Annotated in this window: 17 protein-coding genes and 2 pseudogenes; 5 read left to right on the top strand and 14 right to left on the bottom strand. The window is 62.9% G+C overall.

What is annotated here, in order from left to right:
- Window positions 1-13: 13 nt before the first annotated feature.
- From L867_RS0118070 to L867_RS0118060, 3 genes are read right to left on the bottom strand one after another with little or no spacing between them, the layout of a single operon-like run.
- Window positions 14-1,021 (bottom strand): Gfo/Idh/MocA family protein, encoded by a 1,008-nt coding sequence (locus L867_RS0118070; RefSeq protein WP_028738179.1) that lies wholly within the window; start codon window positions 1,019-1,021, stop codon window positions 14-16.
- 19 nt (window positions 1,022-1,040) lie between these two features.
- Window positions 1,041-2,549 carry an amino acid ABC transporter permease/ATP-binding protein gene (locus L867_RS28140; protein ID WP_028738178.1) on the bottom strand — a complete coding sequence of 503 codons (1,509 nt, stop codon included), beginning with the start codon at window positions 2,547-2,549 and terminating at the stop codon, window positions 1,041-1,043.
- 60 nt (window positions 2,550-2,609) lie between these two features.
- Window positions 2,610-3,446, bottom strand: a complete 837-nt coding sequence (locus L867_RS0118060) for an ABC transporter substrate-binding protein (protein WP_028738177.1) — start codon at window positions 3,444-3,446, stop codon at window positions 2,610-2,612.
- A gap of 228 nt (window positions 3,447-3,674) precedes the next feature.
- Between L867_RS0118060 and L867_RS0118055 the strand changes: the two genes are divergently transcribed.
- Complete coding sequence (locus L867_RS0118055) at window positions 3,675-4,745, top strand: LacI family DNA-binding transcriptional regulator (RefSeq protein WP_028738176.1); 1,071 nt, start codon at window positions 3,675-3,677, stop codon at window positions 4,743-4,745.
- A 34-nt stretch (window positions 4,746-4,779) separates the two neighbouring features.
- Here the strand turns inward: L867_RS0118055 and L867_RS0118050 are convergent, their stop codons facing one another.
- The 9 genes from L867_RS0118050 to L867_RS0118010 form a co-directional block, all read right to left on the bottom strand.
- On the bottom strand, window positions 4,780-5,127 hold the full coding sequence (locus L867_RS0118050; RefSeq protein WP_028738175.1) for a cupin domain-containing protein: 348 nt from the start codon (window positions 5,125-5,127) through the stop codon (window positions 4,780-4,782).
- A 63-nt stretch (window positions 5,128-5,190) separates the two neighbouring features.
- Window positions 5,191-6,516, bottom strand: a complete 1,326-nt coding sequence (locus tag L867_RS0118045; protein ID WP_028738174.1) for an NAD(P)/FAD-dependent oxidoreductase — start codon at window positions 6,514-6,516, stop codon at window positions 5,191-5,193.
- 14 nt (window positions 6,517-6,530) lie between these two features.
- On the bottom strand, window positions 6,531-7,421 hold the full coding sequence (locus tag L867_RS0118040) for an ABC transporter permease (protein ID WP_028738173.1): 891 nt from the start codon (window positions 7,419-7,421) through the stop codon (window positions 6,531-6,533).
- A gap of 41 nt (window positions 7,422-7,462) precedes the next feature.
- Window positions 7,463-8,413, bottom strand: coding sequence for an ABC transporter permease (locus L867_RS0118035; protein ID WP_028738172.1), 951 nt, complete (start codon window positions 8,411-8,413; stop codon window positions 7,463-7,465).
- Between the two features lie 126 nt (window positions 8,414-8,539).
- Complete coding sequence (locus L867_RS0118030; protein WP_028738171.1) at window positions 8,540-10,204, bottom strand: peptide ABC transporter substrate-binding protein; 1,665 nt, start codon at window positions 10,202-10,204, stop codon at window positions 8,540-8,542.
- 138 nt (window positions 10,205-10,342) lie between these two features.
- A complete protein-coding gene (locus L867_RS0118025) occupies window positions 10,343-11,674 on the bottom strand; it encodes an NAD(P)/FAD-dependent oxidoreductase (RefSeq protein WP_028738170.1) in 1,332 nt (443 codons plus the stop codon).
- A 1-nt stretch (window position 11,675) separates the two neighbouring features.
- Window positions 11,676-12,389, bottom strand: coding sequence for an SDR family NAD(P)-dependent oxidoreductase (locus L867_RS0118020; RefSeq protein WP_028738169.1), 714 nt, complete (start codon window positions 12,387-12,389; stop codon window positions 11,676-11,678).
- Window positions 12,386-12,871, bottom strand: coding sequence for a MarR family winged helix-turn-helix transcriptional regulator (locus L867_RS0118015; RefSeq protein WP_028738168.1), 486 nt, complete (start codon window positions 12,869-12,871; stop codon window positions 12,386-12,388). The genes L867_RS0118020 and L867_RS0118015 overlap by 4 nt, the downstream gene beginning before the upstream one ends.
- 297 nt (window positions 12,872-13,168) lie before the next feature.
- Entirely contained in the window at window positions 13,169-14,809 is a 1,641-nt protein-coding gene (locus L867_RS0118010; protein ID WP_028738167.1) for an ABC transporter ATP-binding protein, read from the bottom strand.
- Between the two features lie 835 nt (window positions 14,810-15,644).
- Between L867_RS0118010 and L867_RS0118005 the strand changes: the two genes are divergently transcribed.
- The 4 genes and pseudogenes from L867_RS0118005 to L867_RS27045 all read left to right on the top strand — a co-directional run.
- Complete coding sequence (locus tag L867_RS0118005) at window positions 15,645-15,929, top strand: helix-turn-helix transcriptional regulator (protein ID WP_028738166.1); 285 nt, start codon at window positions 15,645-15,647, stop codon at window positions 15,927-15,929.
- A complete protein-coding gene (locus L867_RS0118000) occupies window positions 15,919-17,232 on the top strand; it encodes a type II toxin-antitoxin system HipA family toxin (protein WP_028738165.1) in 1,314 nt (437 codons plus the stop codon). Before L867_RS0118005 ends, L867_RS0118000 begins: the two co-directional genes overlap by 11 nt.
- 263 nt (window positions 17,233-17,495) lie before the next feature.
- Window positions 17,496-17,636, top strand: a pseudogene (locus tag L867_RS27050) (transposase domain-containing protein); the annotation flags it as partial.
- Between the two features lie 113 nt (window positions 17,637-17,749).
- Window positions 17,750-18,094: pseudogene (locus L867_RS27045) on the top strand (transposase); the annotation flags it as partial.
- Between the two features lie 94 nt (window positions 18,095-18,188).
- Here the strand turns inward: L867_RS27045 and L867_RS27500 are convergent.
- A complete protein-coding gene (locus L867_RS27500) occupies window positions 18,189-19,997 on the bottom strand; it encodes a beta strand repeat-containing protein (protein WP_051439075.1) in 1,809 nt (602 codons plus the stop codon).
- Window positions 19,998-20,101: 104 nt separating this feature from the next.
- Window positions 20,102-21,355: an HlyD family type I secretion periplasmic adaptor subunit gene (locus L867_RS0117990; RefSeq protein WP_169734096.1), complete on the bottom strand. Its 1,254-nt coding sequence runs from the start codon at window positions 21,353-21,355 to the stop codon at window positions 20,102-20,104.
- Between the last annotated feature and the right edge of the window lie 100 nt (window positions 21,356-21,455).

Here is a 21,455-nt window from a genome sequence, read left to right as displayed (position 1 = left end):
TGGTCGAGACGTCTCAGGGCTGTTCCCAGCGGCCGGAGACGGCAGAGCGGAAGAGTGCATCGATCACCTTCATGTTGGCGATCGCATCTTCCAGTCCCGTGTCGAGAGGCTTGCCCGAGAGAATGGCTTCGCAGAAGGCATCGGCCTGTTCGCGGTACTGGTCTACCGCCTCGATGGCGATCTCCTCGCGCCCGCCTCCGGCAAGATCGCGGGCGTCGTCGAGGATCAGCCGCATCGGCTCGTCGGCCGGCGCGTTGAAGGGAATGGGGATTTCCAGGCGCCCGCGCGTGCCGAGCACCGTGACCTTCTGCGTCAGCGCAAGCTGCGTGGAACAGGTGAAGGCAAGCTGCCTGCCTTGCGGAAACGCCAGCAGTCCGCTGGCCAGCCGGTCCGTTCCGAAGACCGGATCCCGCTCCACCAGGGCGATCGCCTGCAGCGGTTCGGCGCCGAACAGGAAACGGGCGGTGTTGATGGCGTAGCACCCGACGTCGAACAGGCCGCCGCCACCGATATCCGCGCGGTTGCGCACGTTCTTGGGATCGTCGAGATAATAGGAGAAGATCGTCTGGACCGCCCTCGCCTCGCCGATCCGCCCTTCAGCCACCAGCGCCCGCGCCTTTTTCCATTGCGGGTGATGACGCACCATGAAGGCCTCGGCGACCGGCAGGCCGGCAGTTTTTTGCGCAGCGGCCAGCGTAATGGCCTCTGCGGCGTCGAGCGCGATCGGTTTCTCGCAGAGCACCGGCTTGCCGTACTCCAGTGCCCTGATCGTCCAGGGCACATGCAGATGATTGGGCAGCGGATTGTAGATCGCATCGATCTCGGGATCCGCCAGCAGCTCCTCGTACCGGCCATAGGCTTTGGCTATGCCGAACCGGGCCGCCATGTCGCTGGCCTTGCCCGCATCGCGCGAGGCGATGGCCGCGACGCGGCCCAGTCGGCTGGACTGGATGGCGGGAATGGCCGCCTTTGCGGCGATACCGGCACAGCCCAGCACGCCCCATCGTATCATCGGTGTCATTTGTCTCTCCTGTGCGCCATCAAAGCACTTCCGCAAGGAAGCGCTGGAGACGCGGGCTCTGCGGATTGTCGAAGATCGCCTCGGGCGTGCCGGCTTCCACCACGCGCCCCTCGTCCATGAAGACGACCTGATCGGCGACCCGGCGAGCAAAGCCCATTTCATGGGTGACGACGACCATGGTCATGCCGCGCCCGCCAAGGTCGGCCATGAGGTTGAGGACACCCTTGACCAGTTCCGGGTCGAGCGCGCTCGTCACCTCGTCGAACAGAATGACCTCAGGCTCCATGGCAAGCGCCCGGGCGATCGCCACCCGCTGCTGCTGGCCACCCGAAAGGCCGCCGGGGCGGTGATGCTGTCGGCTCTCCAGCCCGACATCAGCCAGCCGCGCCTTGGCGATGCGCTCGGCTTCGGCCTTCGGCAAGCCCTTGATCTTCGTCAGCGACAGCATGACGTTTTCGAGCGCCGTATGGTCGGGAAAGAGGTTGAAGTGCTGGAACACCATGCCGACCCGCCGGCGCAGCGTTTCGGGCTTCATCGACAAGATGCTCTCGCAGTCGATCAGGATGTCGCCACTCTTCGGCTCGACGAGACGGTTGAGCCCGCGCAGCAGCGTCGACTTGCCGGAGCCGGACGGCCCGATGATGCAGGTGACGCTGCCCGGCTTCACCGAAAGATCAACGCCCTTGAGCACATCCAGGTCGCCATAGGCCATGCCGAGATTGCGCACGTCGAGGCTGCCGCCCTTAAAGGCAGTCCCGGAAGCGCGGGCGGCGGCGTCGAGTTCGCTGACCTCCTCCAACCCGCTCATCACGGCCGAAGGACGCTGTTTTCCCAGTCTCAGGCGATTGTCGATGGCGTTGACGACATGGGTGAGCGGCACGGTAACGAAGAGATAGAACACGCCGGCCAGAAGCAGCGGCGAAAGATTGCCCGTCACGACGGCCTGGTCCTGTCCGACACGAAAGATCTCGCGTTCGGAGGCAAGCAGGCCGAGGAAGTAGACGAGGCTGGAATCCTTGACGTTGCCGATGAACTGGTTGACCAGCGCCGGCAGCACTCGGCGCACGCCCTGCGGCACGACGATCAGCCGCATGCCGTGGCCATAACTCATCGACAGCGCCCGGCACGCCTCCATCTGGCCGCGGTCGACGCTCTGGATGCCCGAACGGAAGATCTCGCCGATATAGGCGCCGGCGATCAGGCTGAGCGCCAGGATGCCGAGCGGATAGGGCGACGGGCCGAACAGTTCGCGGCCGATGCGGGCAAAGCCCTGCCCGATCAGGAGAATGGTGACGATGGCCGGCAGGCCGCGGAAGATATCGGTATAGAGGCGCGCCGGAATGCGCAGCCAGGCCGAGCGGGAAATGCCCATGATGGCGAGCACCATGCCGATGACGACGCCCAGCACCGTCGAGGCGGCGGCAAGGATCAGCGTGTTCTTCAGGCCGACGGTGATCATGGTCGGCAGCACTTCGGCCATCGCGTTCCAGTCAAGGAAACTGCGGCGCAGGTTTTCGAGCCAGTTCATCAGGAAATCCCTTGGAGGAAAGACCGGTCCGACCGGCAGGGTCGGACCGGCAAGGCGGCATCACTGCTTGGGAAGATACGATTCCGGCATTGGCGTGCCGGGGAACCATTTTTCGTGGAGGGTTTTCCAGGTGCCGTCCTGCATGGCTTCGTGCAGGGCCTTGTTCAGGGCTTCGCGCAGCGCATCATTGCCCTTGCGGATGACGAAGCCGGCCGGCGCGTCGAAGCTCGGAATATTGACCGCCACCTTCAGATCGGCATAGCGGGCGGAGTAGTCCTTGGCCGCCTCGTAGTCGAGGAAGTGGGCGTCGACCGTGCCGTTGTTCAAGCCCGAGATGGCGGAGTTGTTGTCCGGGAACTTCACCAGATCGGCGCCGGTGAGATTCTTCTCGGCGTAGATTTCCTGCAGCGTGCCCTGCACGACCCCGAGCCGCTTGCCCTTGAGGCCGGCCGCATCGGTGATGCCGGCATCCGGCGTCAGCACGGTGAGGAAGCCAGCAAGATAACCATCCGAAAAGTCGACGGTCTGCTTGCGCTTGTCCGTCGTGCCGATGGCGGCCGCCGCGACATCGAAGCGGCCGTTGGCAACCGAGGGCATCAGGGCGGAGAATTCCTGCCCGGTGAAGATTACCTGTTCCTTCTTGAAGCCGAGGCGTTCGGCGATGTTGAGGAAAAGCTCGATGTCAAAACCGGAGAAATTGCCGTCGGCGGTGGTGAAGGCATAGGGCTTGGCGTCGCCCATCGTGCCGACACTGATGACGGCGGAATCGATGAGGCCGAGCGGATTGTCCTGGGCGAGCGCCGGCGTCGCGGCACCGGCCAGCACACTGAAGGCCAGTGCGATGGCGGTCGCACGCATCCGGGCAAAGGGGAAATTGAAGGCTTCGATGAATTGCATTGGTTTCGTCTCCTCTGGTGATCTTGTCTGCGAGGTGTTCAGGGCGCACGGTTCCCATCCGAAAGGCGGCAAAACCCGCCCGTCCGGCCCGTACAGTTCGCATGTCGGCACTTGTTCTTCTTGTCTCAGAGACCGGTATCAACAGAAAAGAGACCGGTCTCTTTGACTTTTGCCAATTGTTATAGAGGCATTTGCCAATCGTCAATATCTCTTGTAAGGCTACCGCTCATGGAGCAGAGCGCGCCCCGAAACATGTCCGTCACAGTAGCCGATGTCGCACGCATGGCGGGCGTCTCGAAGGCGACGGCCGCCCGTGTGCTGGGCGGATACGGAACCGTCAGCGAAGGAGTGCGCGAAGCCGTGACCGCTGCCGCACGCACCCTCAACTACCGGCCGAACGAACTGGCCCGCAGCATGACCACGGGACGCTCGGGCACGATCGGCGTGGTGGTGGGCGACATCGAGAACCCGTTTTTCAGCCTCGCGGTCAGGGGCATTTCCGACATTGCCCGGCAGGCGGGTTTCACCGTGATCCTGATCAATTCCGGCGAGGACTCGGAAACCGAAAAGGCCGCGATCCGCACGCTGCTGGCCAAGCGCGTGGACGGTCTGATCGTCTCGCCGGCCAGGGAGAGCGACATCGACCATCTCAGGGAAGCGACCCGCTCCGGCCGGCCGATGGTCCTCCTCGACCGCGGCAGCGAGTCGCTCGGCGTCGACACGGTGGTCGCCGACGATCGGCATGCGGCGGAAGGCATCACGCGCCGGCTGATCGCGCACGGGCACCGGCACATCGCCTATCTCACCGCCTGCGACACCCCGGACCACCGCTTTCATACGCCGGCCGACATCAACACGGGCTCGGTGCGACGGCGCATCGAGGGCTTTCTCGGTGTGTGCCGGGAAGCCGGCCTGGAAGGGATCGAAGACTGGGTGCATGTCGGCGCGACGACGCCGGAGCATACCCATCGTATCATCGAGACCATGCTCACCTCGGCACAGCGTCCGACGGCGATCATCGCCTCGGACAGCGTGATCGGCCTCGAAGTCTTCAAGCTCTGCCGCGAACTTGGCATCCGCATTCCGGAGGACCTGTCGCTGGTGTCGTTCCACGACGCCGACTGGACCTCCGTCACGACGCCCCCGGTCACCGTCGTGCGCCAGCCGGTTTATAAGCTGGGCGAGACGGCGGCCAAGCTGCTGGTCGAACGCATGAACGGAGACAGCACGCCGGCGACGCGGGTCGTGCTACAAACGGACCTGGTGGAACGGGCCTCCGTTGCCGACGCACCCGCATAGGCTCGACAAATACAGGCGCCGGGGAGCGGAGCGTCTAGGGCTTCGGAACGACGGTTGCGAGCTTGCGGAAGGGCGACAGGATCTCCAGACGGCTCGGCACGCCCTTGGCGATGCTGACGATCGAACCGGGGCCGATCTTGACCGGCTCCTCCTCCGCCTGCGCATACATCGCCTCGCCTTCGACGACGACGAATGTCTCTTCGAGATCGCGGCCCGGATAGTTGTAAATGCCCGGCTCGGCCTTCCACACCGCGACGATCGTGCCGTTCTCGATCGGATCCTGCCAGATCGCGCGGCGATAGGAGCCGCTCTGGCGCCCCTCGGCCGCCATTGCGGGGGTCAGGTCGATGTCGTCGGCAATATTGTAGATCGGCATGCTCATGGCTATCTCCTTGGTTGTCCGTGGTGTCGGCCCGCGCGACGGCGGGCTTCTCGAGGTGAAGGGTCAGGCGTGCGGCGGCAGGTCCACTCCGGAAAGCCTGGTCTGGAGGTTGTCGCGCAGGCGGTAGTAGCGAAGCGTCAGCGCAGGGCCAAAACTCATGTAGAAGGGCGCAGCCGTCAGCGGCTCGAGCTTCAGGGCGAGTTCGTTCTGCGGCTTGCCCAACGCCCATTCCGACAGGATCGAGCCGAGCATCGATCCGGTCGGCACGCCGCGGCCTGAAAGCCCCGTGAGCGCCACGACGCCGGGCGCCAGGTCGTAGAAGCGCGGCACCGTACGATACTGCATGTCGAGTTCGCCGAACCAGAAATACTCCCAACGGATCTCCTCGCGGATCTGCGGATGAAGCCACTTCAGCCGGTCGCTCATCACCTGGCGCGTATAGGCCATATCGCGGCCGCGCCTTCCCATAGGGAACATCGAGGCGACGATCCGCCCTTCGGCATTGTATTTGTAGACGTAGATATCGCCGCGCCCGTCGTGGATCGTCGTGTTGCGCGGCAAGACGGTCCGACGCGTCTCCTCAGAGAGCATCTGGGTCGCCGCGACGAAGACGCGCTGGATCTTGAACGTCCGGTCGAGTGTGGGCCAGCCTCCGACCGTGTAGGCACCGGTGGTGAAGATCACCTTGTCGGCGATCACATGGCCCTGCTCCGTCCTCACCTCCCAGCCGCCGCCGGCATGGCGGTCGCAGGAAAGCGCCGCCGACCCGGTGAATATCCTGCCGCCCTCCTGCAGGACGGCGCCGGCAAGGCCCCGGGCATAGCTCAGCGGATTGAGATGGCCCGCCTCCTCGTGCAGCCATCCGCCATGAAAGCGCGGGCTACCGGTGATCGCCGCAGCCTCGTCCTGGCCGATCAGGCGGGTCCTTGCCCCCACCGCATTATAGGTCTCGACCTTGTGCCTGATCTCGTCCAGCGCGCCCTTGTGCGGCGCGCCCATGACATAGCCGTTCTGCACCCATTCGCAGTTGATCTGGTAGTCGCGGATCATCGCCGAGACCCGGTCATTGGCCCTGGTCTGCCGCTCGATCAGCCGCTCCGCCCAGGGCTCGCCCAGCATGCCCCGCAGTTCGGGCAGGCTGTAGTGGGTGAAGGTCGGCGTACAATGGCCGGCATTGCGACCTGAACCGCCGAACCCTGCCTGCTCACGCTCGAGCACGACAACGCTGACGCCGGCCTTGGCAAGTTCGAGGGCCGTCGTCAGTCCCGCATAGCCGGCACCGACAATGCAGACATCGGCCTTGGCAGCGCCGGCCAGAGGCTCGGTCCGGGGTGCGGGATTTGCCGTCGCATACCAGAGAGTGACGTCGAAGGGCGAGAATGCCGCCATCATGGTCCGATACCTCAGTTCAGATCGCTGCGGGCGTCGAGCGCGTCGCGCAGGCCGTCGCCGATGAAGTTGAAGCTCGTGACCGCAAGCGTGATCGCCACACCGGGCACGATGGCAAGCCAGGGCGCCTTGTCGAGATATTGCTGGGCACCGTTGAGCATGTTGCCCCAGCTCGGCAGGGGCGGCTGGATGCCGTAGCCGAGGAAGCTGATATAGGCTTCGAGCAGAATGGCGCGGGCGACAGTCAGCGTGGCCGCGACGATGATCGGCCCCACCGCATTCGGCAAAAGCTCGCGGAACATGATCCATCCGTTGGGCAGGCCCACCATGCGCGCCGCCAGGACGAAATCGCGTTCCCGCAGTGAGCGCACTTCCGCCTCGACCAGCCGGGCGATTTCCATCCAGCTGGTGACGGCGATGATCACGGTGATCATGAAGGGGCTGGGCTTGACGAAGGCCGCCAGCGCCAGGAGCAGGAAGATGCTGGGAAAGGACAGGAAGGCGTCGACAAAACGCATGAGCACAGCACCGACCCGGCCGCCGTAATAGCCGGCGACGACGCCTATCACCGTGCCGATCAGCGTCGACAGGATCATGGCGAAGAAGCCGACCAGCAGCGAGATGCGGCCGGCGTTGAACAGGCGGGCGGCGATATCGCGCCCCAGCGGGTCCGTGCCGAAGATGTGATAGCCGGTCAGCGGCGGGGCGAAACGGGCGCGCAGGTCGATATAGAGTTCGTCATAGGGCAGGATGTGCGGCCCGAACACGCAGGCGAGGATCATGATGCTGATCATGACGAGCCCCACCACGGCGAGCTTGTGACGGGCAAACCGGCGGACCGTGCGGCCCTGCCACCAGCGGGAACTGGCTGCGGCAGCGGAGGAAGGGAGCGTTGCGGCGGACATGATCTCTCCTATGTGTGACGGCGGCTGTCTTGAGACAGGCTTTATCCGAGCCGGATTCGAGGATCGACAAGGGCGACCAGCAGATCGGCGAGCAGGCTGCCGAACAGCACGAGGATGGCGGAAAACATCAGCAGCCCCATCACCACCGGATAGTCGTGGTAGCCGAGGCTATCGAGGAAGAGCCGCCCCATGCCCGGCCAGGTGAAGACCGTTTCCGTGACGAGCGCTCCGCCGAGAATGGTCGGAAGCTGCAGGCCGGCAAGCGTGATCATCGGCAGCAGCGCATTGCCAACCACATGTTTCATCAGCACCCGGCGCGGCGTCAGCCCCTTCGCCCGTGCGGTGCGCACGAAATCCTGGTTGATGACATCGAGCGTCGCCGTCCGCATGTAGCGGCTCCACACCGCGATGTTGACGAGGGCGAGTACAAGGCTCGGCATGACCAGATGGATGGCGTAGTCGTAGAGGGACTGGTCGCCGATCGTGTACATGTTGCCGGCCGGCAGCCACTTGAGCTTCAGCGCGAAGACGTAGATGGCGACGAGGCCGAACCAGAAGGTCGGGATCGAGAGTGCGACCATGGCGCCGACGGTGGCCGTGTAGTCGAAGAGCGAATAGCGCTTCGTGGCTCCCTTGATGCCGATCCACGTGCCGATCAGGATCGAGACCAGCGTGGACGAGACCATCAGCAGCAGCGTCGCGAACAGATGGCCGGAGATGATATCCAGGACGGGCCTTTGATCGCGATAGGACTTGCCCCAGTCTCCCTGCAGGAGGCGCCAGGCCCAGTCGAAATACTGGATCGGCAGCGGCCGATCGAGGCCCATCTGCTGGGCGATGCGGTCGAGTGCCTCACGCGTCATCCCGGGCGTCAACGCAAACTGCGACAGTGGCCCGCCGGGTGCGAGATTCAGGACGGCAAAGCCGATGATCGACACGAGCACGAGCAGCACGAGGCTCTGCGAGAGCCGGTTCAGTAGATAGGTCAGCATGGGCGTAACTCCGGGTCAGTCCAACGGACACGACAGAGGATCGTCAGCGGCAATTTACGGCGAACCGGCGCGATGAGGCCGGCTCCGGTGGATGGCCGGGCTCCTAAGAGCCCGGCATTGCAGCGATCAGCTCAGGCTCCAGCTTCCGACATTCCAGGTGTCGATGCGGGTGTTGATGTTGAACGTGACGTTCTCGACACCCTGTCTGTGTCCGCGCACCTTGGCGTACTGGAAGAGCGGCAGGAACGGCAGTTCCTTGCGCATGATCTCCTGGATCTTGAGATAGGCGACCTTGCGATCCTCCGGCACGAAGAGGCTACCGCCCTTGGCCAGCAGGTCGTCCACCTCCTGGTTGGCGTACTGCCAGGTGTTCTGGCCGGAGCCGCCCTTGGCGGGGCTGGAGGTGGAGCGGAAGAAGTCGGAGGTGTCCGGATCGGGGCCGGTCAGGAAGTCGAGGCCGACGATGACCGTATCGAACTGCGAGAGCATCCAGTAGTCGCCCCACATGACGGCCGGAGGCAGGTTGGAGATGGTCATCTCCACGCCGAGCTCCTTGAACGACTGCTGCATGTACTGCTGCACCTGCTCGCGGATGTGGTTGCCCGCCGTGGTCGAGCAGGTGAAGGCGAGCTTCACGCCGTCCTTGGCGCGAATGCCGTCGGCGCCCGGCGCCCAGCCGGCGTCGTCGAGCAGTTGCTTGGCCTTGTCCATTGAGTATTCGTGCTTCGGCAGGTCCGGATTGTAGTAGAAGGACTGCTGCGGCATGTAGCTTTCGGTCGGCGTCGGCAGGCCGTAGTAGAGCGCACCGATGATCGATTGCTTGTCGATTGCATGGTAGAGCGCCTCGCGCACCGCCGGATCCTTGAACTGCGGACGTTCCATATTGAAGGTGAAGGACTCGACAGTCGAGGCGGGATCGACGGTCACGACCTTGCCTTCGAGCGCCTTGGCTTCGTCATAGTGGTCGGGCGTGATCCACTGCAGGCCGACGACGTCGATGTCGCCTGTCTTGAACTGCGTGTACATGACATTGAGATCCGGAATGTATTTGTAGATCACCCGCTCGACATGCGGGCCGTCGGCAAAATAGTCGGCATTGGCCTCAAGCAGGATGTAATCGCCCGCGACGCGTTCCTTCCACTTGAACGGCCCGGTGCCGATCGGCGCATTGTTGTAGGCGGCAGTGTTCTTGTCGGCTTCTGCGCCGAGGATGTGCTTCGGCGTGATGAAGGTGGAAGCGAGGATCGACGGATAGGGCGCGAAGGGCTTTTCCATCTTCCAGGTGAGCTCGGTCGGCGAAACGACCGTCAGCTCGCGGACCAGTTCATGGCCGGTCTTGCGCCAGGAGCGGAAATTGGGATCGACCAGGAGTTCGAGGGTGAACTTCACGTCTTCGGCGGTGAACGGCGTTCCGTCATGCCATTTCACGTCGTCGCGCAGTTTCACTTTCCAGGACAGACCATCGGCGGAAATCCCGCCATTGTCGACGGTCGGAACCTCTGCGGCGAGCGCGGCGACGAACTTGCCCGCTTCATCGACGTAGAAGAGCGGATCGAAGATGCTGAAGTGGATGCCTTCGTCGACCTCGATATGCGGCATGTGCGGGTTGAAGACGGTGGGCTCCTGCGAGAAGCCGATGGTCAGCTGGCCCTTCGGCGTCTTTGCCTCCTGCGCCAGGGCGCGGGTCAGTCCCGGCAGGCCGGAGAGGATCACCCCGGAGGTGCCGAGTGCCAGCAGGCCGAGAGCCTGACGGCGTGTCGTATTCATGAACGGCTTTTTCTGGTCGGACATTTTAGTTCCCCTTTATCCGATGGATTGCTTTGATCTCATGTCGTTGCGTCCGCCTCTTCGGGCGGTAGGCCTCCCGTCGGCAGTTGCCTGCCGCATGCATCGGAGACAGGCGGCCCAAGCCGCCTGCCCCCCTCACCTTTAGAAGCCGCTGATCAGTTCGATCTTCGAACCATCGGAAAAGCGGCTGAAACGGAAATCGCGGCGATCGACGATCGGTGTGCGGCCCGTGACGATATCCGCCATCAGCCGGCCCGCCGCCGGACCGATGCCGAAGCCGTGGCCGGAAAAGCCGGTGGCGACGTGGAAACCGGGGATCGCGTCGATGGCGTCGATGACCGGAACCGCATCCGGCGTGACGTCGATCATGCCGCCCCAGCGCTGGGCGATCTCGGCCTTCTTGAACACCGGGAACGCCTGCGACAGGCGCTTCAAGGCCGCGTCGGCCATGGCCTTTGAGGGAATGGGATCGAGCACGCGATTGTATTCAAAGGGCGACGCCTCATCGAGCGCCCAGTGCCGCGGAATCCGGGCCTCGTCGAAGAAGCGGCCGCCGAGCCGGAGCCGAAGCGAGCGCCATTCATGGGACAAGGCCGGCAGGAATTTCAGCGCATGGCGGAAGGAATCCGGCACGATGTCGACGATGTTCTGGAAGCCGTCGGCGATCGTGTAACCGCCGTCCTGGCGCTTGCGCAGCGCAAAGCCGCTCGCCCACAGAGCCTCCTCCGGTCCCCCCTCCAGCGGCTTCGTGCGAAGCACCGAGTTCAGGACCTTCAACTGCGGCAGGTCGAGGCCATTATTGCCGAGGAAGAGGCTTGACCAGGCACCGCCGGCGAGCACGACCGATTTGCAGGCGATCTCTCCCCGTTCGGTCACGACGCCCGACACGCGGCCGCCAGACAGCTGAAGGCCGCGAACGGCGCATTCGGTGAGGATATGAGCACCGCGATCGCGCGCGGCTTCGGCAATGGCGGGGGCAGCCTTCTGCGGCTCGGCGCGGCAATCGCCCGCCGTGTAGAGCGCGCCGGCGATCTTCATCTCATTGCCGGGATATTTCGCGTTGAACTCCGCAGCACTCAACATGCGGGATTCGATCTGGTACCCTTCGAGGTTCCGGTTCCAGCGTTCATGTTCATCGAACTGTTTGTCGTCCGCGCAGGTGAAAACGATTCCCGATCGCTTGAAACCTGTCTCCCGACCCGTGCGGCGATTGAGGTCGGCCCAGATCCGCAGCGATTCCGCCATCAGCGGCACCTCGCGTGGGTCCCGCCGGGAGATGCGGACCCAGCCCCAGTTGCGGCTGGATTGCTCGTGGCCGATGCCGCCCTTTTCGCACAATGCGACCCTCAGGCCGCTTTCGACAAGTTCCAGGGCAGTCGAAGTTCCGATGATCCCGCCACCGATGACGACGACATCCACCTCTTTGGGCAGGTTGGCATCGCCATGGACGGGAACGACATAAGGACCGGGCATGTCAGAAAAATTCCTCAAGCTGGCAGTTGACGGCGAATTCCGCGACGGACGCTTCATTCGGAAGGGAAAGCAGCATGGTGATGATGCGGGCGAGATCGTCCGGCTGCGTCAGCTGATCGCTCGCGCGGTCGGTGAGTGCCGCGGCCATGTCGGTGGCGACGAAGCCGGGGCAGACAGCGGTGGCGCGCACGCCCTTGTCGAAACCGGTCTGGCGAATGGCGTGCGCGAGCGCGACGGCCGCGAATTTCGATAGGGAATAGCTCCCCGCAGCGGCCGACTTGACGCGCTTGCCGGAAAGCGAGGCGAGGATGATGACACGGCCCCGGCCTGTCTCGCACAACGCCTCCCAGGCCGCCCTCGCCAGCCGCCGCGGCGCCATGACATTGACCGACATCATGGCCTCGATGTCGTCGTCGTCGGCTTCGATGACCGTCTTCGGGATCATGATACCGGCATTGGCGACGAGCGCGTCGATCCGGCCGAAGCGGTCGAGTGCCTGGTGCACCCAGCGCTGTTCGCCGTCCACGTCGCCCGCATCATAGGCCGCAAGCTGAACCCGGTCCTCATGGCCTGCTGCCCAGTCCGGCATGAGCGGTTTGCGCATGCCGAGCGAGACCGACCAGCCCTGCCGCAGCAGTTCGGCGGCGACATGATTGCCGATGCCGCGGCTGGCGCCGGAGATGAGCGCGACGGAACCTTTGGGATGACCGTTCATGAAAGCCCCACAATCCGCCGATAGGCGCGCCGAAGAATGTCGATGAGCAGCTTCTGCTCGTCTTCCGGAATGAAGGAGAAGAAGTCGCGGGACTGCTTGGGCACGATCTCGCGAACCTTGACCGCAAGGGCCGCCCCCGTCTCGGTGATGTAGAGTTCCTGCGCGCGGCTATCTTCGGGCGAGACTTCGCGCCGGATCAGACCGTGGTCGACCATCTGGTCGATGAGCCGGCCCATGGCCGAACGGTCCCTCAGGATCAGATGGGCGATCACGGACGGGCGGATGCCCGGATAGTCGTCGACCAGCAGCAATGTCGTGATCTTTCCCGTTCCCTTCGCCACGTCCAGCCCCTCGAGCCTTTCGTCGAGATCACGGGAAACGGCGATGTTGACGGTGCGGATGTAGAAGCTCAGCGTATCTTCCAGGACATCGATGTTGATGTCCTGCGGTATGGTCGGCGGTTTGGCAGGCGGTTTGCTCATGGGAATTCCGTTCGAATGGACAAAAGGGCTCCCGTCCGGCAACGCGCTCTCCAGCGCGCCGCCGTCAGGGTCTTCCGGCCATGTCGTAGTGCAACTTCGTGCCCATATGAAAGGACAATTAGTGGATAATATCAACTATTTTCTTGGCCGAATTTTGATTATTTTCACTTTAATATCCGTGACTTAACAAAAAGCAGCGCCAACGCCGGCCCTGCAAAGAGCCAGCGGAAAGAGTGCCGTGAAGGCCGGCGGGACCGCTGGAAGGGGCGCCCCCCCCTCCATGGTCGCCGTTCGTGATCAGACAGCCACTGCGGCCGGTTCCCAGTCGGCGCCGGGGATCGCGGCGACGAGCTTGCGGGTATAGTCGTGCTGGGGATCGCGGAAGATCCGCGTCGGCGGGCCCTGCTCGACAACGACGCCCTTGTGCATGACCAGCACCTCGTCGCAGATCTGGCTCGCAACCCGCAGATCATGGGTGATGAAAATCATCGCGACCTTCGTATCCCTCTGCACCCGAGCCAGAAGCTCGAGGATCTGCGCTTGGATCGACACGTCGAGGGCCGAGACCGCCTCGTCCGCCACCAGAACCAGCGGATCGAACATCAGCGCCCGGGCGATCCCAATGCGCTGGCGCTGGCCCCCGGAAAACTCGTGGGGAAAGCGATCATAGGACTGCTCGTCGAGCCCCACCACCGCCAGGAGCCTGAGCGCCTTGGCTCGCGCCTCCTGAACCGAGGTGCCGTGAGCCACCGGCCCGACCGTCAGGATCCTGCCGATCGTATGGCGCGGATTGAGCGAAGCGAAGGGATCCTGGAAGATCATCTGGATATAGGGCCGAAGCGGCCGGAAACTCTCTTCCGTCATGCCGGCAATGTCGCGCCCGTCAAAATGGATCGCGCCGCCGTCCGGCTCCAGGAGCTTGAGAAGCACCCGGCCGAGCGAGGACTTTCCCGACCCGCTTTCGCCCACGACCCCGAGCGTCTGGCCCTTGCGCAGCTTGAAGCTGACACGATCGACAGCCTTGACGACCCTTGCCTTGCGGAAGAACGACCCGGTGCTGCGATACTCCTTTTCGAGGTTTTCGACCGTGAGCACCACCGGTGGGTCCCCGCTGACGGCTCCGGCGCTCGCCCGCATGCGCGGCACGGCGGCGACGAGCCGTTGTGTGTAGGGATGCGCGGGATGGACCAGAACCTGGTCCGCCCTGCCCTGCTCCACGACGAAGCCTTTTTCCATCACCACGACCCGATCCGCGATTTCAGCGACGACGCCGAAGTCATGGGTGATAAACATCACGCTCATTCCCTTGCGCTTCTGGATCTTGCGGATGAGATCAAGAATCTGCGCCTGCGTGGTGACGTCGAGAGCCGTGGTTGGCTCGTCGGCAATCAGCACATCGGGATCCAGCGCAAGGGCCATGGCGATCATGACGCGCTGGCGCTGGCCGCCGGACAGCCGGAATGGATATTGATGCCGCATCAGCAGCGGATCGGGCAGCCCCACCTCCTCGAGCAGGTCGAGAACCTTATTCCTCCGGCTCTCCGCCGTGCCATAGCGGTGCGCCTCCAGCACCTCCGCGATCTGGTCGCCGACGGTCATCAGCGGATTGAGGGCAGACAGCGGGTCCTGAAAGATGATCGAGACCGCCTGGCCGCGAAGCGGCCTGAGCGTCTCCTCGCGGGCGGCGAGAATGTCCATTCCCTTGAAATGGATTTCGCCGGTGCTGACTTTGATCACGGGCGAGAGGAGCCCCATGATCGCATTGGCGGTCACGGACTTCCCAGATCCGGATTCGCCGATGATGCACAGAATTTCTCCTGCATGGAGATCGAATGAAATGTCTTTGACCGCATGGGTGCGTTCCATTCCCGGTGGTAGATCCACCGTGAGATTACGAACGGACAGCACCACGTCGGCCGACGCGGAGGTTTGCGACATAAGTTCCCCTTGTTTTTGTCAACTATGTTCGCGTGGTCAGCACTTACCGTGCGTGAGAGATAGTGGACTATATCCACTATCTTGTCCAGTGATCGCCGCCCTGGATAATTTTCCGGCCCCGGCGATCCAGGAGATGGTCTCGGATCAAAGAGACCCAAGGCTCTCCCGCAAGCGGGAATGAGGTTGTGCTCTGCTTATCCAGACAAGATGCACGCCACAGATGGTCGCCGCTACGCTCAACACAGGTGGAAGTTTGGCGTCCATGATCGCAGTGCTTTGGCGCTGTGCATCGGAGATTTTGGTTATTGCGGGATTCTGTGGCGTGGGGAATGGTTGCGGGCGCGAGATCGCACGTGCAGGGTTTCGGCATCACCTGTTTCCTACAGGTTCGTTGACCGCGGCTGATGAGCCTGTTTGGCCTCATGGAGAGCCCGTTTTCGGACCCCTTCGGCAATTGGCCCTTGAAGTTGCAGGGCCAGCTTAGCCCCTGGGACATCAACGGGTTTGTCCCTTTCGCCGAAGATCGTCAACCGCACGGCGAAGACCGACTGCAGAGGCCCCAAGGAAAACCCGGAACTCGACAAACCCGCAGTCGGGCCACCGCAGCGCCTCAACACGCGGCCCTGGTTCACCTGCCGAAACGTCCGGAATTATGGACACAAAACAGCCTTACGACCACTTTAGTGAACAAGACTTGACTTCACACCAGTCACTGCAGCACAATACGCAAAATTTCCGGCACAGGTAGCTCTCGCGTCCAGATAAATGAACAAGGCAGGCAACAAACGTGCCCCGCAAAAGAAGCTATTCAAGAGTCACGCGCCAAGCGCTCAGCATGCTCGGCAAACTGATCCGCATCGGCCGGGCCGAGCGCGGCCTGACCGCTCAGGAACTGGCCGACCGCGCCGGCATCAGCCGCACGACGCTGTCCACCATCGAAAAGGGTGCGCCGGGTCCGGAGATCGGCATCGTCTTCGAAGTGGCCTCGCTCGTCGGCGTGCGTCTGTTCGAATATGACGAACGTGCCCTGCAGATGCACAATGCCCGCCTCGACGAAAAACTGACCTTGATGCCCAAGAGCGTCCGTCACTCGGTAAAGGAGGTCGATGATGACTTCTAAGGCGGGCACCACAGAAGCCTTTGTCTGGATCTGGCTGCCGGGGGCAGCGGAACCGGTGGTGGCGGGCCGGCTTGTGCAGGATGGCGAGCGGCTGCTCTTCACCTATGGCGCAAGCTACCGGCGCCGCAAGAATGCCATTTCCCTCTATGAGCCGGAACTACCGCTTCGAGAAGGCGTAATTGGGCCCATCAACAGCCTGACGATGCCAAGCTGCATACGGGACGCTTCGCCAGATGCCTGGGGCCGCCGGGTGATCATCAACAGGCTGACGGGCAAGAAGCCCGACGCAGTCGGTGTGCCGGAGCTCAGCGAGCTTACTTATCTGCTGCAATCAGGGTCAGACCGGATCGGCGCCCTCGATTTTCAGGCATCGGCAACAGAGTATGTCCCCCGCCTTGCCGCGCAAGCGTCGCTGGACGAACTCCTGGAAGCGGCTGAACTCATCGAAAAGGGCTCCCCTCTTACGCCCGCGCTCGACCAGGTCCTCAATCACGGCACATCGATCGGCGGCGCGCGCCCCAAGGCGCTCATTGATGACGGCACGAAGAAATTCATCGCCAAATTCTCCGCAAGCAACGACACGTATAGCGTCGTGAAGGCCGAATTCATCGCAATGAAGCTGGCAAGCGCCTGCGGACTCAACGCAGCTTCGGTTTCGATGACCCATGCAGCTCGCAAGGACGTGCTACTGATCGAGCGATTCGACCGCACGCACACGCAGGCTGGCTGGACACGGCGCGCGATGGTCTCGGCGCTGACCATGCTTGGCCTTGATGAGATGATGGCACGCTATGCCTCCTACGAGGACCTGGCGGAACTGATCCGCCATCGTTTCAGCGATCCCAAGGACACGCTCAAGGAGCTTTACGGCCGAATCTGTTTCAACGTGCTGTGCAGCAACACCGACGACCATGCCCGCAACCATGCCGCCTTCTGGGACGGCAAGATGCTGAGCCTGACGCCAGCCTATGACATCTGCCCGCAGAACCGCACGGGCAACGAAGCCACGCAAGCTATGTTGATCAAGGGCAACGGCCGCGCCAGCACCCTGAAAACCTGTCTTGCGGCCGCGCCTGATTTTCACCTGAAAGAGGTGGAAGCCGCAGCGCTGATCGAGCGCCAGATCACGGCGATCGCCGAACACTGGCAAGAGGTCAGTGACGAAGCCGATCTGAGCCACGTCGACCGCAAGCTGTTCGCCGGGCGTCAGTTCCTCAACAGCTACGCCCTTGAGGGGCTCGATGACCATGAGACCCTGCAGAATGCGTTTCGTGCCGCACGGGATCGGCTGATCTCAACATGAGTCGCCCGAGACCAAGGCGACGCGGCGGCTCACAGGACGCGCATGGCCGGGAGAGTTTCTGCGCTTGAGCTTGCCATTGCGGATGCGTCGCGAACCTCGATCACGGCTCTGCGAAGTTTGTCGCCACGAGAATTTTTGGGCGTTTCAAAGGTTCAAAGTGCAACCGCCGATAAGCATGTCGGCTCAAGCGCAGTCGGTCAGACAGATCGCGCGTAGCGCTGGGCGATCAGCGCACACACCATCAACTCTCCCATGCTCGCCGTTCAATCGCCACGCTCCTTCAGACAGCGAAGATGAACAATGTTGATCCGCAGGCCTGGCTCACCCAGACCCTCGAGCGTATAGCCCACGGCTGGCCCAGCAGCGAAATCGATACACTCATGCCGTGGAACCAGACAGCCTGAACGGCCTCGGCTTGGCGCTTACGGACGACGCAGTCATGGCCGCATAACGTGTCCCAGATGGTCTCCGGCCGACACAGTGCGGTTCGTCCCGGGTCAGTTCTCAGCGCAAATCAACATATGACGTCGTCACCAGACACAGTGCTGGCGCTGCGGTGGTCATTCCGCCACGCGCCAACGCAGTGGAACAGCCGGGCAGTGATCTCTCCAACCAACGCGATCGACACATCGCGGCGATCAACACCGATGGCCGGATGAAGTGGCAAGGCGCTACAGGCTACGGAAAGCGATCACTCGTCGAGACCGCGATCTGTCGCTACAAATCGATCATCGGTCACCGGCTACGGGCACGCTCATTCGCGGCACAGCAAACTGAAGTCACTATCGGCTGCGCCGTCCTCAATCGAATGCTTGCCTGCGCACGCCCGAAATCCGTCCCGTGTGAAACAGTCACAGCATAGCAAGAACATCAAAGACAGAAATCTGTCCTGGCCCCGATCGATGCACCAAAGCCAACCCGCAGCCCTGCATTGGCGCGCCATTGCCACAAGCAAGTCAGATGATGCCGAAGTCCCCGGAAGTAAGCAGCAGTCCCGGGTCTAGCACGGCGACGAGCACGCTGCCGCCGGCAGCATTGCCATTGCTGTCATAGAAGAGATTGCCGGTGTCGGTCTCGTAGATGATGCGGTCGCTCGCATCCTGGGCAAGACCGGTGGTGTTGCGCACGAAGGCCGCGGCCGCGAGCACGCCGACCGCGCCGATCGTGGTGAAGACGCTGTTTTCCAGCGAAATCGTGTCGTCAGCGACCGAAAAGTCGGTGATCGTATCGACATTGGTTGCGGCATTCGGGGTTGATTGGAAGACGAAGGTGTCGGCGCCGGTCCCGCCGGTCAGCGTGTCATTGCCGACATTGCCGAAGAGCCTGTCGATCCCCGCGCCGCCGTTGATGGTATCGTTGCCGCCTGCGCCATTGAGAATGTTGTTGCCGCTATTGCCGGTCAGCAGGTTGTTGAGTGCATTGCCGACGCCATTGATGTTGCCGGCGCCGAGCAAGGTCAGGTTTTCGACATTGTCCCCGAGCGTCCAGTTGACTGCGGCCTGCACGGTGTCTGTGCCGTTGCCGACGGTTTCGACGACGACGTCGGCAACGGAATCGACCATGTAGGTGTCATTGCCCGCCAGCCCCCTCATGGTGTCGGCACCGCCGCGGCCATTGAGGATGTTGTTGCCCGAATTGCCGGTCATGATGTTGGCCAGGCCATTGCCGGTGCCGTTGAGATTGCCGGCGCCGAGCAATGTCAAATTTTCGAAATTGTCTCCCAGGGTCAAGCTGACGGCCGTCTGCACGGTGTCCGTGCCATTCCCGAGGGCCTCGACGACGACATCAGAGAGCGAATCGACGACGTAGGTGTCATTGCCGGCCAGCCCCGCCATGGTGTCGGCGCCGGCGCGGCCGTTGAGGACGTTGTTGCCGCTGTTTCCCGTCAGCAGGTTGGCGAGGTCGTTGCCGGTGGCGTTGATGTTTCCCGCGCCGAGAAGCGTTAGATTTTCGACAACACCTCCAACTCTGGCACTTTGCAAAAGACTAAAGCTGATCGCGGACTGAACAGTATCTGTTCCGCTTCCCCCGTCGTTGAGTTCATCGACGATATCGCCGGCATTGTCGACGATATAAGTGTCGTTGCCAGAGCCGCCGACCATCTCGTCTGCGCCGGTGCCACCATTCAGTGTGTCGTTGCCGCTACGTCCGACGAGCAGGTCGCTTCCGCCGCGACCTCCTAGAACGTTTGCGACCGAGGAACCAAATATGTCGTCGCCGACATTGGTGCCTGTGGCGTTCTCGATGCTTGAAAACTCCTCGATACGCCCGGCGCCGGTATTGGTGAAGTTCTGTGCGAGGTCGATCGCGACGCCAGTGCCGCCGAGTGTGTTGCTCTCATCGCGTAGTTCGTAGCTGAGCGTGTCGGTGCCGGCGCCGCCATCAAAAAAATTCTGCCAGCCTTCAGAAATGAAGGTGTCGTTGTCGGATTCGCCGAAATATTGGCTCTTGAAGGTGGTCACGGCGATGGTGTCGTTGCCACCGCCGGCACGCACCACATCGCCCGGCTCGCTGGCAAAGGAGGCGAAGCCTGTACCGACATAGGTGTCGTTGCCGATACCGAGGAGAATTTCGTTGCCGAATTCCTTGGCGTTGACAACGCTGTCGTTGCCCGCACCGGCATCGACGAAATTGCCGCCGCCCAGATCGTCGGAGCGGTTGAGGATGATCGTGTCATTGCCACCGAGAGCGAGGATGCTGATTTCGGTTTCGCTGCCCTGTTCAATGCGCTCTGCGCCGTTGGTGCCCGTGATCGTTCTGCCCATTGTCCCAACTCCCTGGGTTTGTGTTGTTCTCGGAACTCTTCGTAGCCGACCCCGGGGTGCCGTTCTGTTCCGCAGGTAACAAGCTCGTCGTTTCTTTTCACTTTTCAGCCTTCGCTCATGGCACCGCGCATCATGTCGCGAACCGGTTCGAAGAGATAACCGGCAAGACTGCGCGCGCGGGTAACGACGATGACATCCACCGGCATGCCCGGTTGCAGGTTTCCGGCCACCTGCATCGGCAGTAGGGCACTGTCGACGGCGATGCTGGCCTCATAGAAGCTTATATTAAGATCCTTGTCGACCACGGCGTCCGCAGAAAGCCTTGTCAGCACACCGCGAATCTCGGGCAGGTCGCGGCCATGGAAGGCCGGGAAGCGCAGTTCCGCCTGCTGGCCGGGGGCAAGATCGTCGATCTCCGTCACCGGAATGCGCGCCTCGACCACCAGCCGTTCGGAAACTGGCACGATATCAAGCAGCGGCTGCGCGGGCAAAACCACGCCACCCCGCGTGAACACCTGGAGTTCCTGCACCGTCCCGTCAATGGGCGCAACCAGTTCGGCCCGCGCCAGCATGTCGGTGGCGATCCGGATCTTTTCTGTAAGCTCGCCGATGCGGGCGACGACATCAGCCAGGCTGTCGGAAGCCGTCTGTTGATAGGTGTTGCGTGCCTGCATGACCTGCAGGCCAGCCTCCGACTGAGCCGCCCGGTTAACAGCGATCTGGGCGTCGGCATTGCCGGCAACCCCCTTCAGACGATCAATCTCGCGGTCCAGCTCATCGAGCTTCACGCGCGGCAAGGCCCCCTTGGCGATCAGCGTTTCCAGCGTGCCGCGCTCCGTGCGGCGGCTGTCAAGCTGGTTGCGGGCGGCATCGCGCTGGGCGGTCAGGCCGGCGAGACTTTCCGCAGCCTGTGTCGCGCGCGCCTGCAACACGGCCACCTGCCCGGCATGGGCCGTGCGGCGGGCGTCGAAAATCTGCTGCTCCGCCGCCACGAATTGCGCGGCCTGGGCCGATTCCGCCAATGCCAGGGGAAAGGGAACCGTGTTGGCGAGCGCAAGTTCTGCCGAAAGCCTCGCCTCCCGGGCTCGCTGTCTTGCCATATCCGCCTCAAACGCGGCCAGCGTGGCCCGCGTTCTGGTCGTATCGAGGCGCAGCAAGAGATCGCCGGCACGCACCCGATCGCCATCGCGCACCAGGATGTCATCGATAATGCCACCTTCCAGATGCTGCACAGTCTTGCGATGTATATCCGGTTTCACCGTACCGCCCGCCATGACCGCCGCCGGCATCTGAATGCCGGTCGCGCCAATGGCGAAGCCGGAAAAGGCAGCGGCGAGAAGCACGGCGCCGGTCAGCACATGGCCGCGGATCGACGGTGGGGTTGAAGCTGTGGTCATCGTCTGTCTCCCGAACTTGGTTTCCATCTGCCGACACCCTGCCCGGTTTGATCCTGTGCCT

It is taken from the genome of Paenirhizobium selenitireducens ATCC BAA-1503 (assembly GCF_000518785.1).
Lineage (GTDB): Bacteria > Pseudomonadota > Alphaproteobacteria > Rhizobiales > Rhizobiaceae > Allorhizobium > Allorhizobium selenitireducens.
Note: the sequence above shows the minus strand (reverse complement) of the source record. Positions and strands in the feature narration are given on the sequence as shown.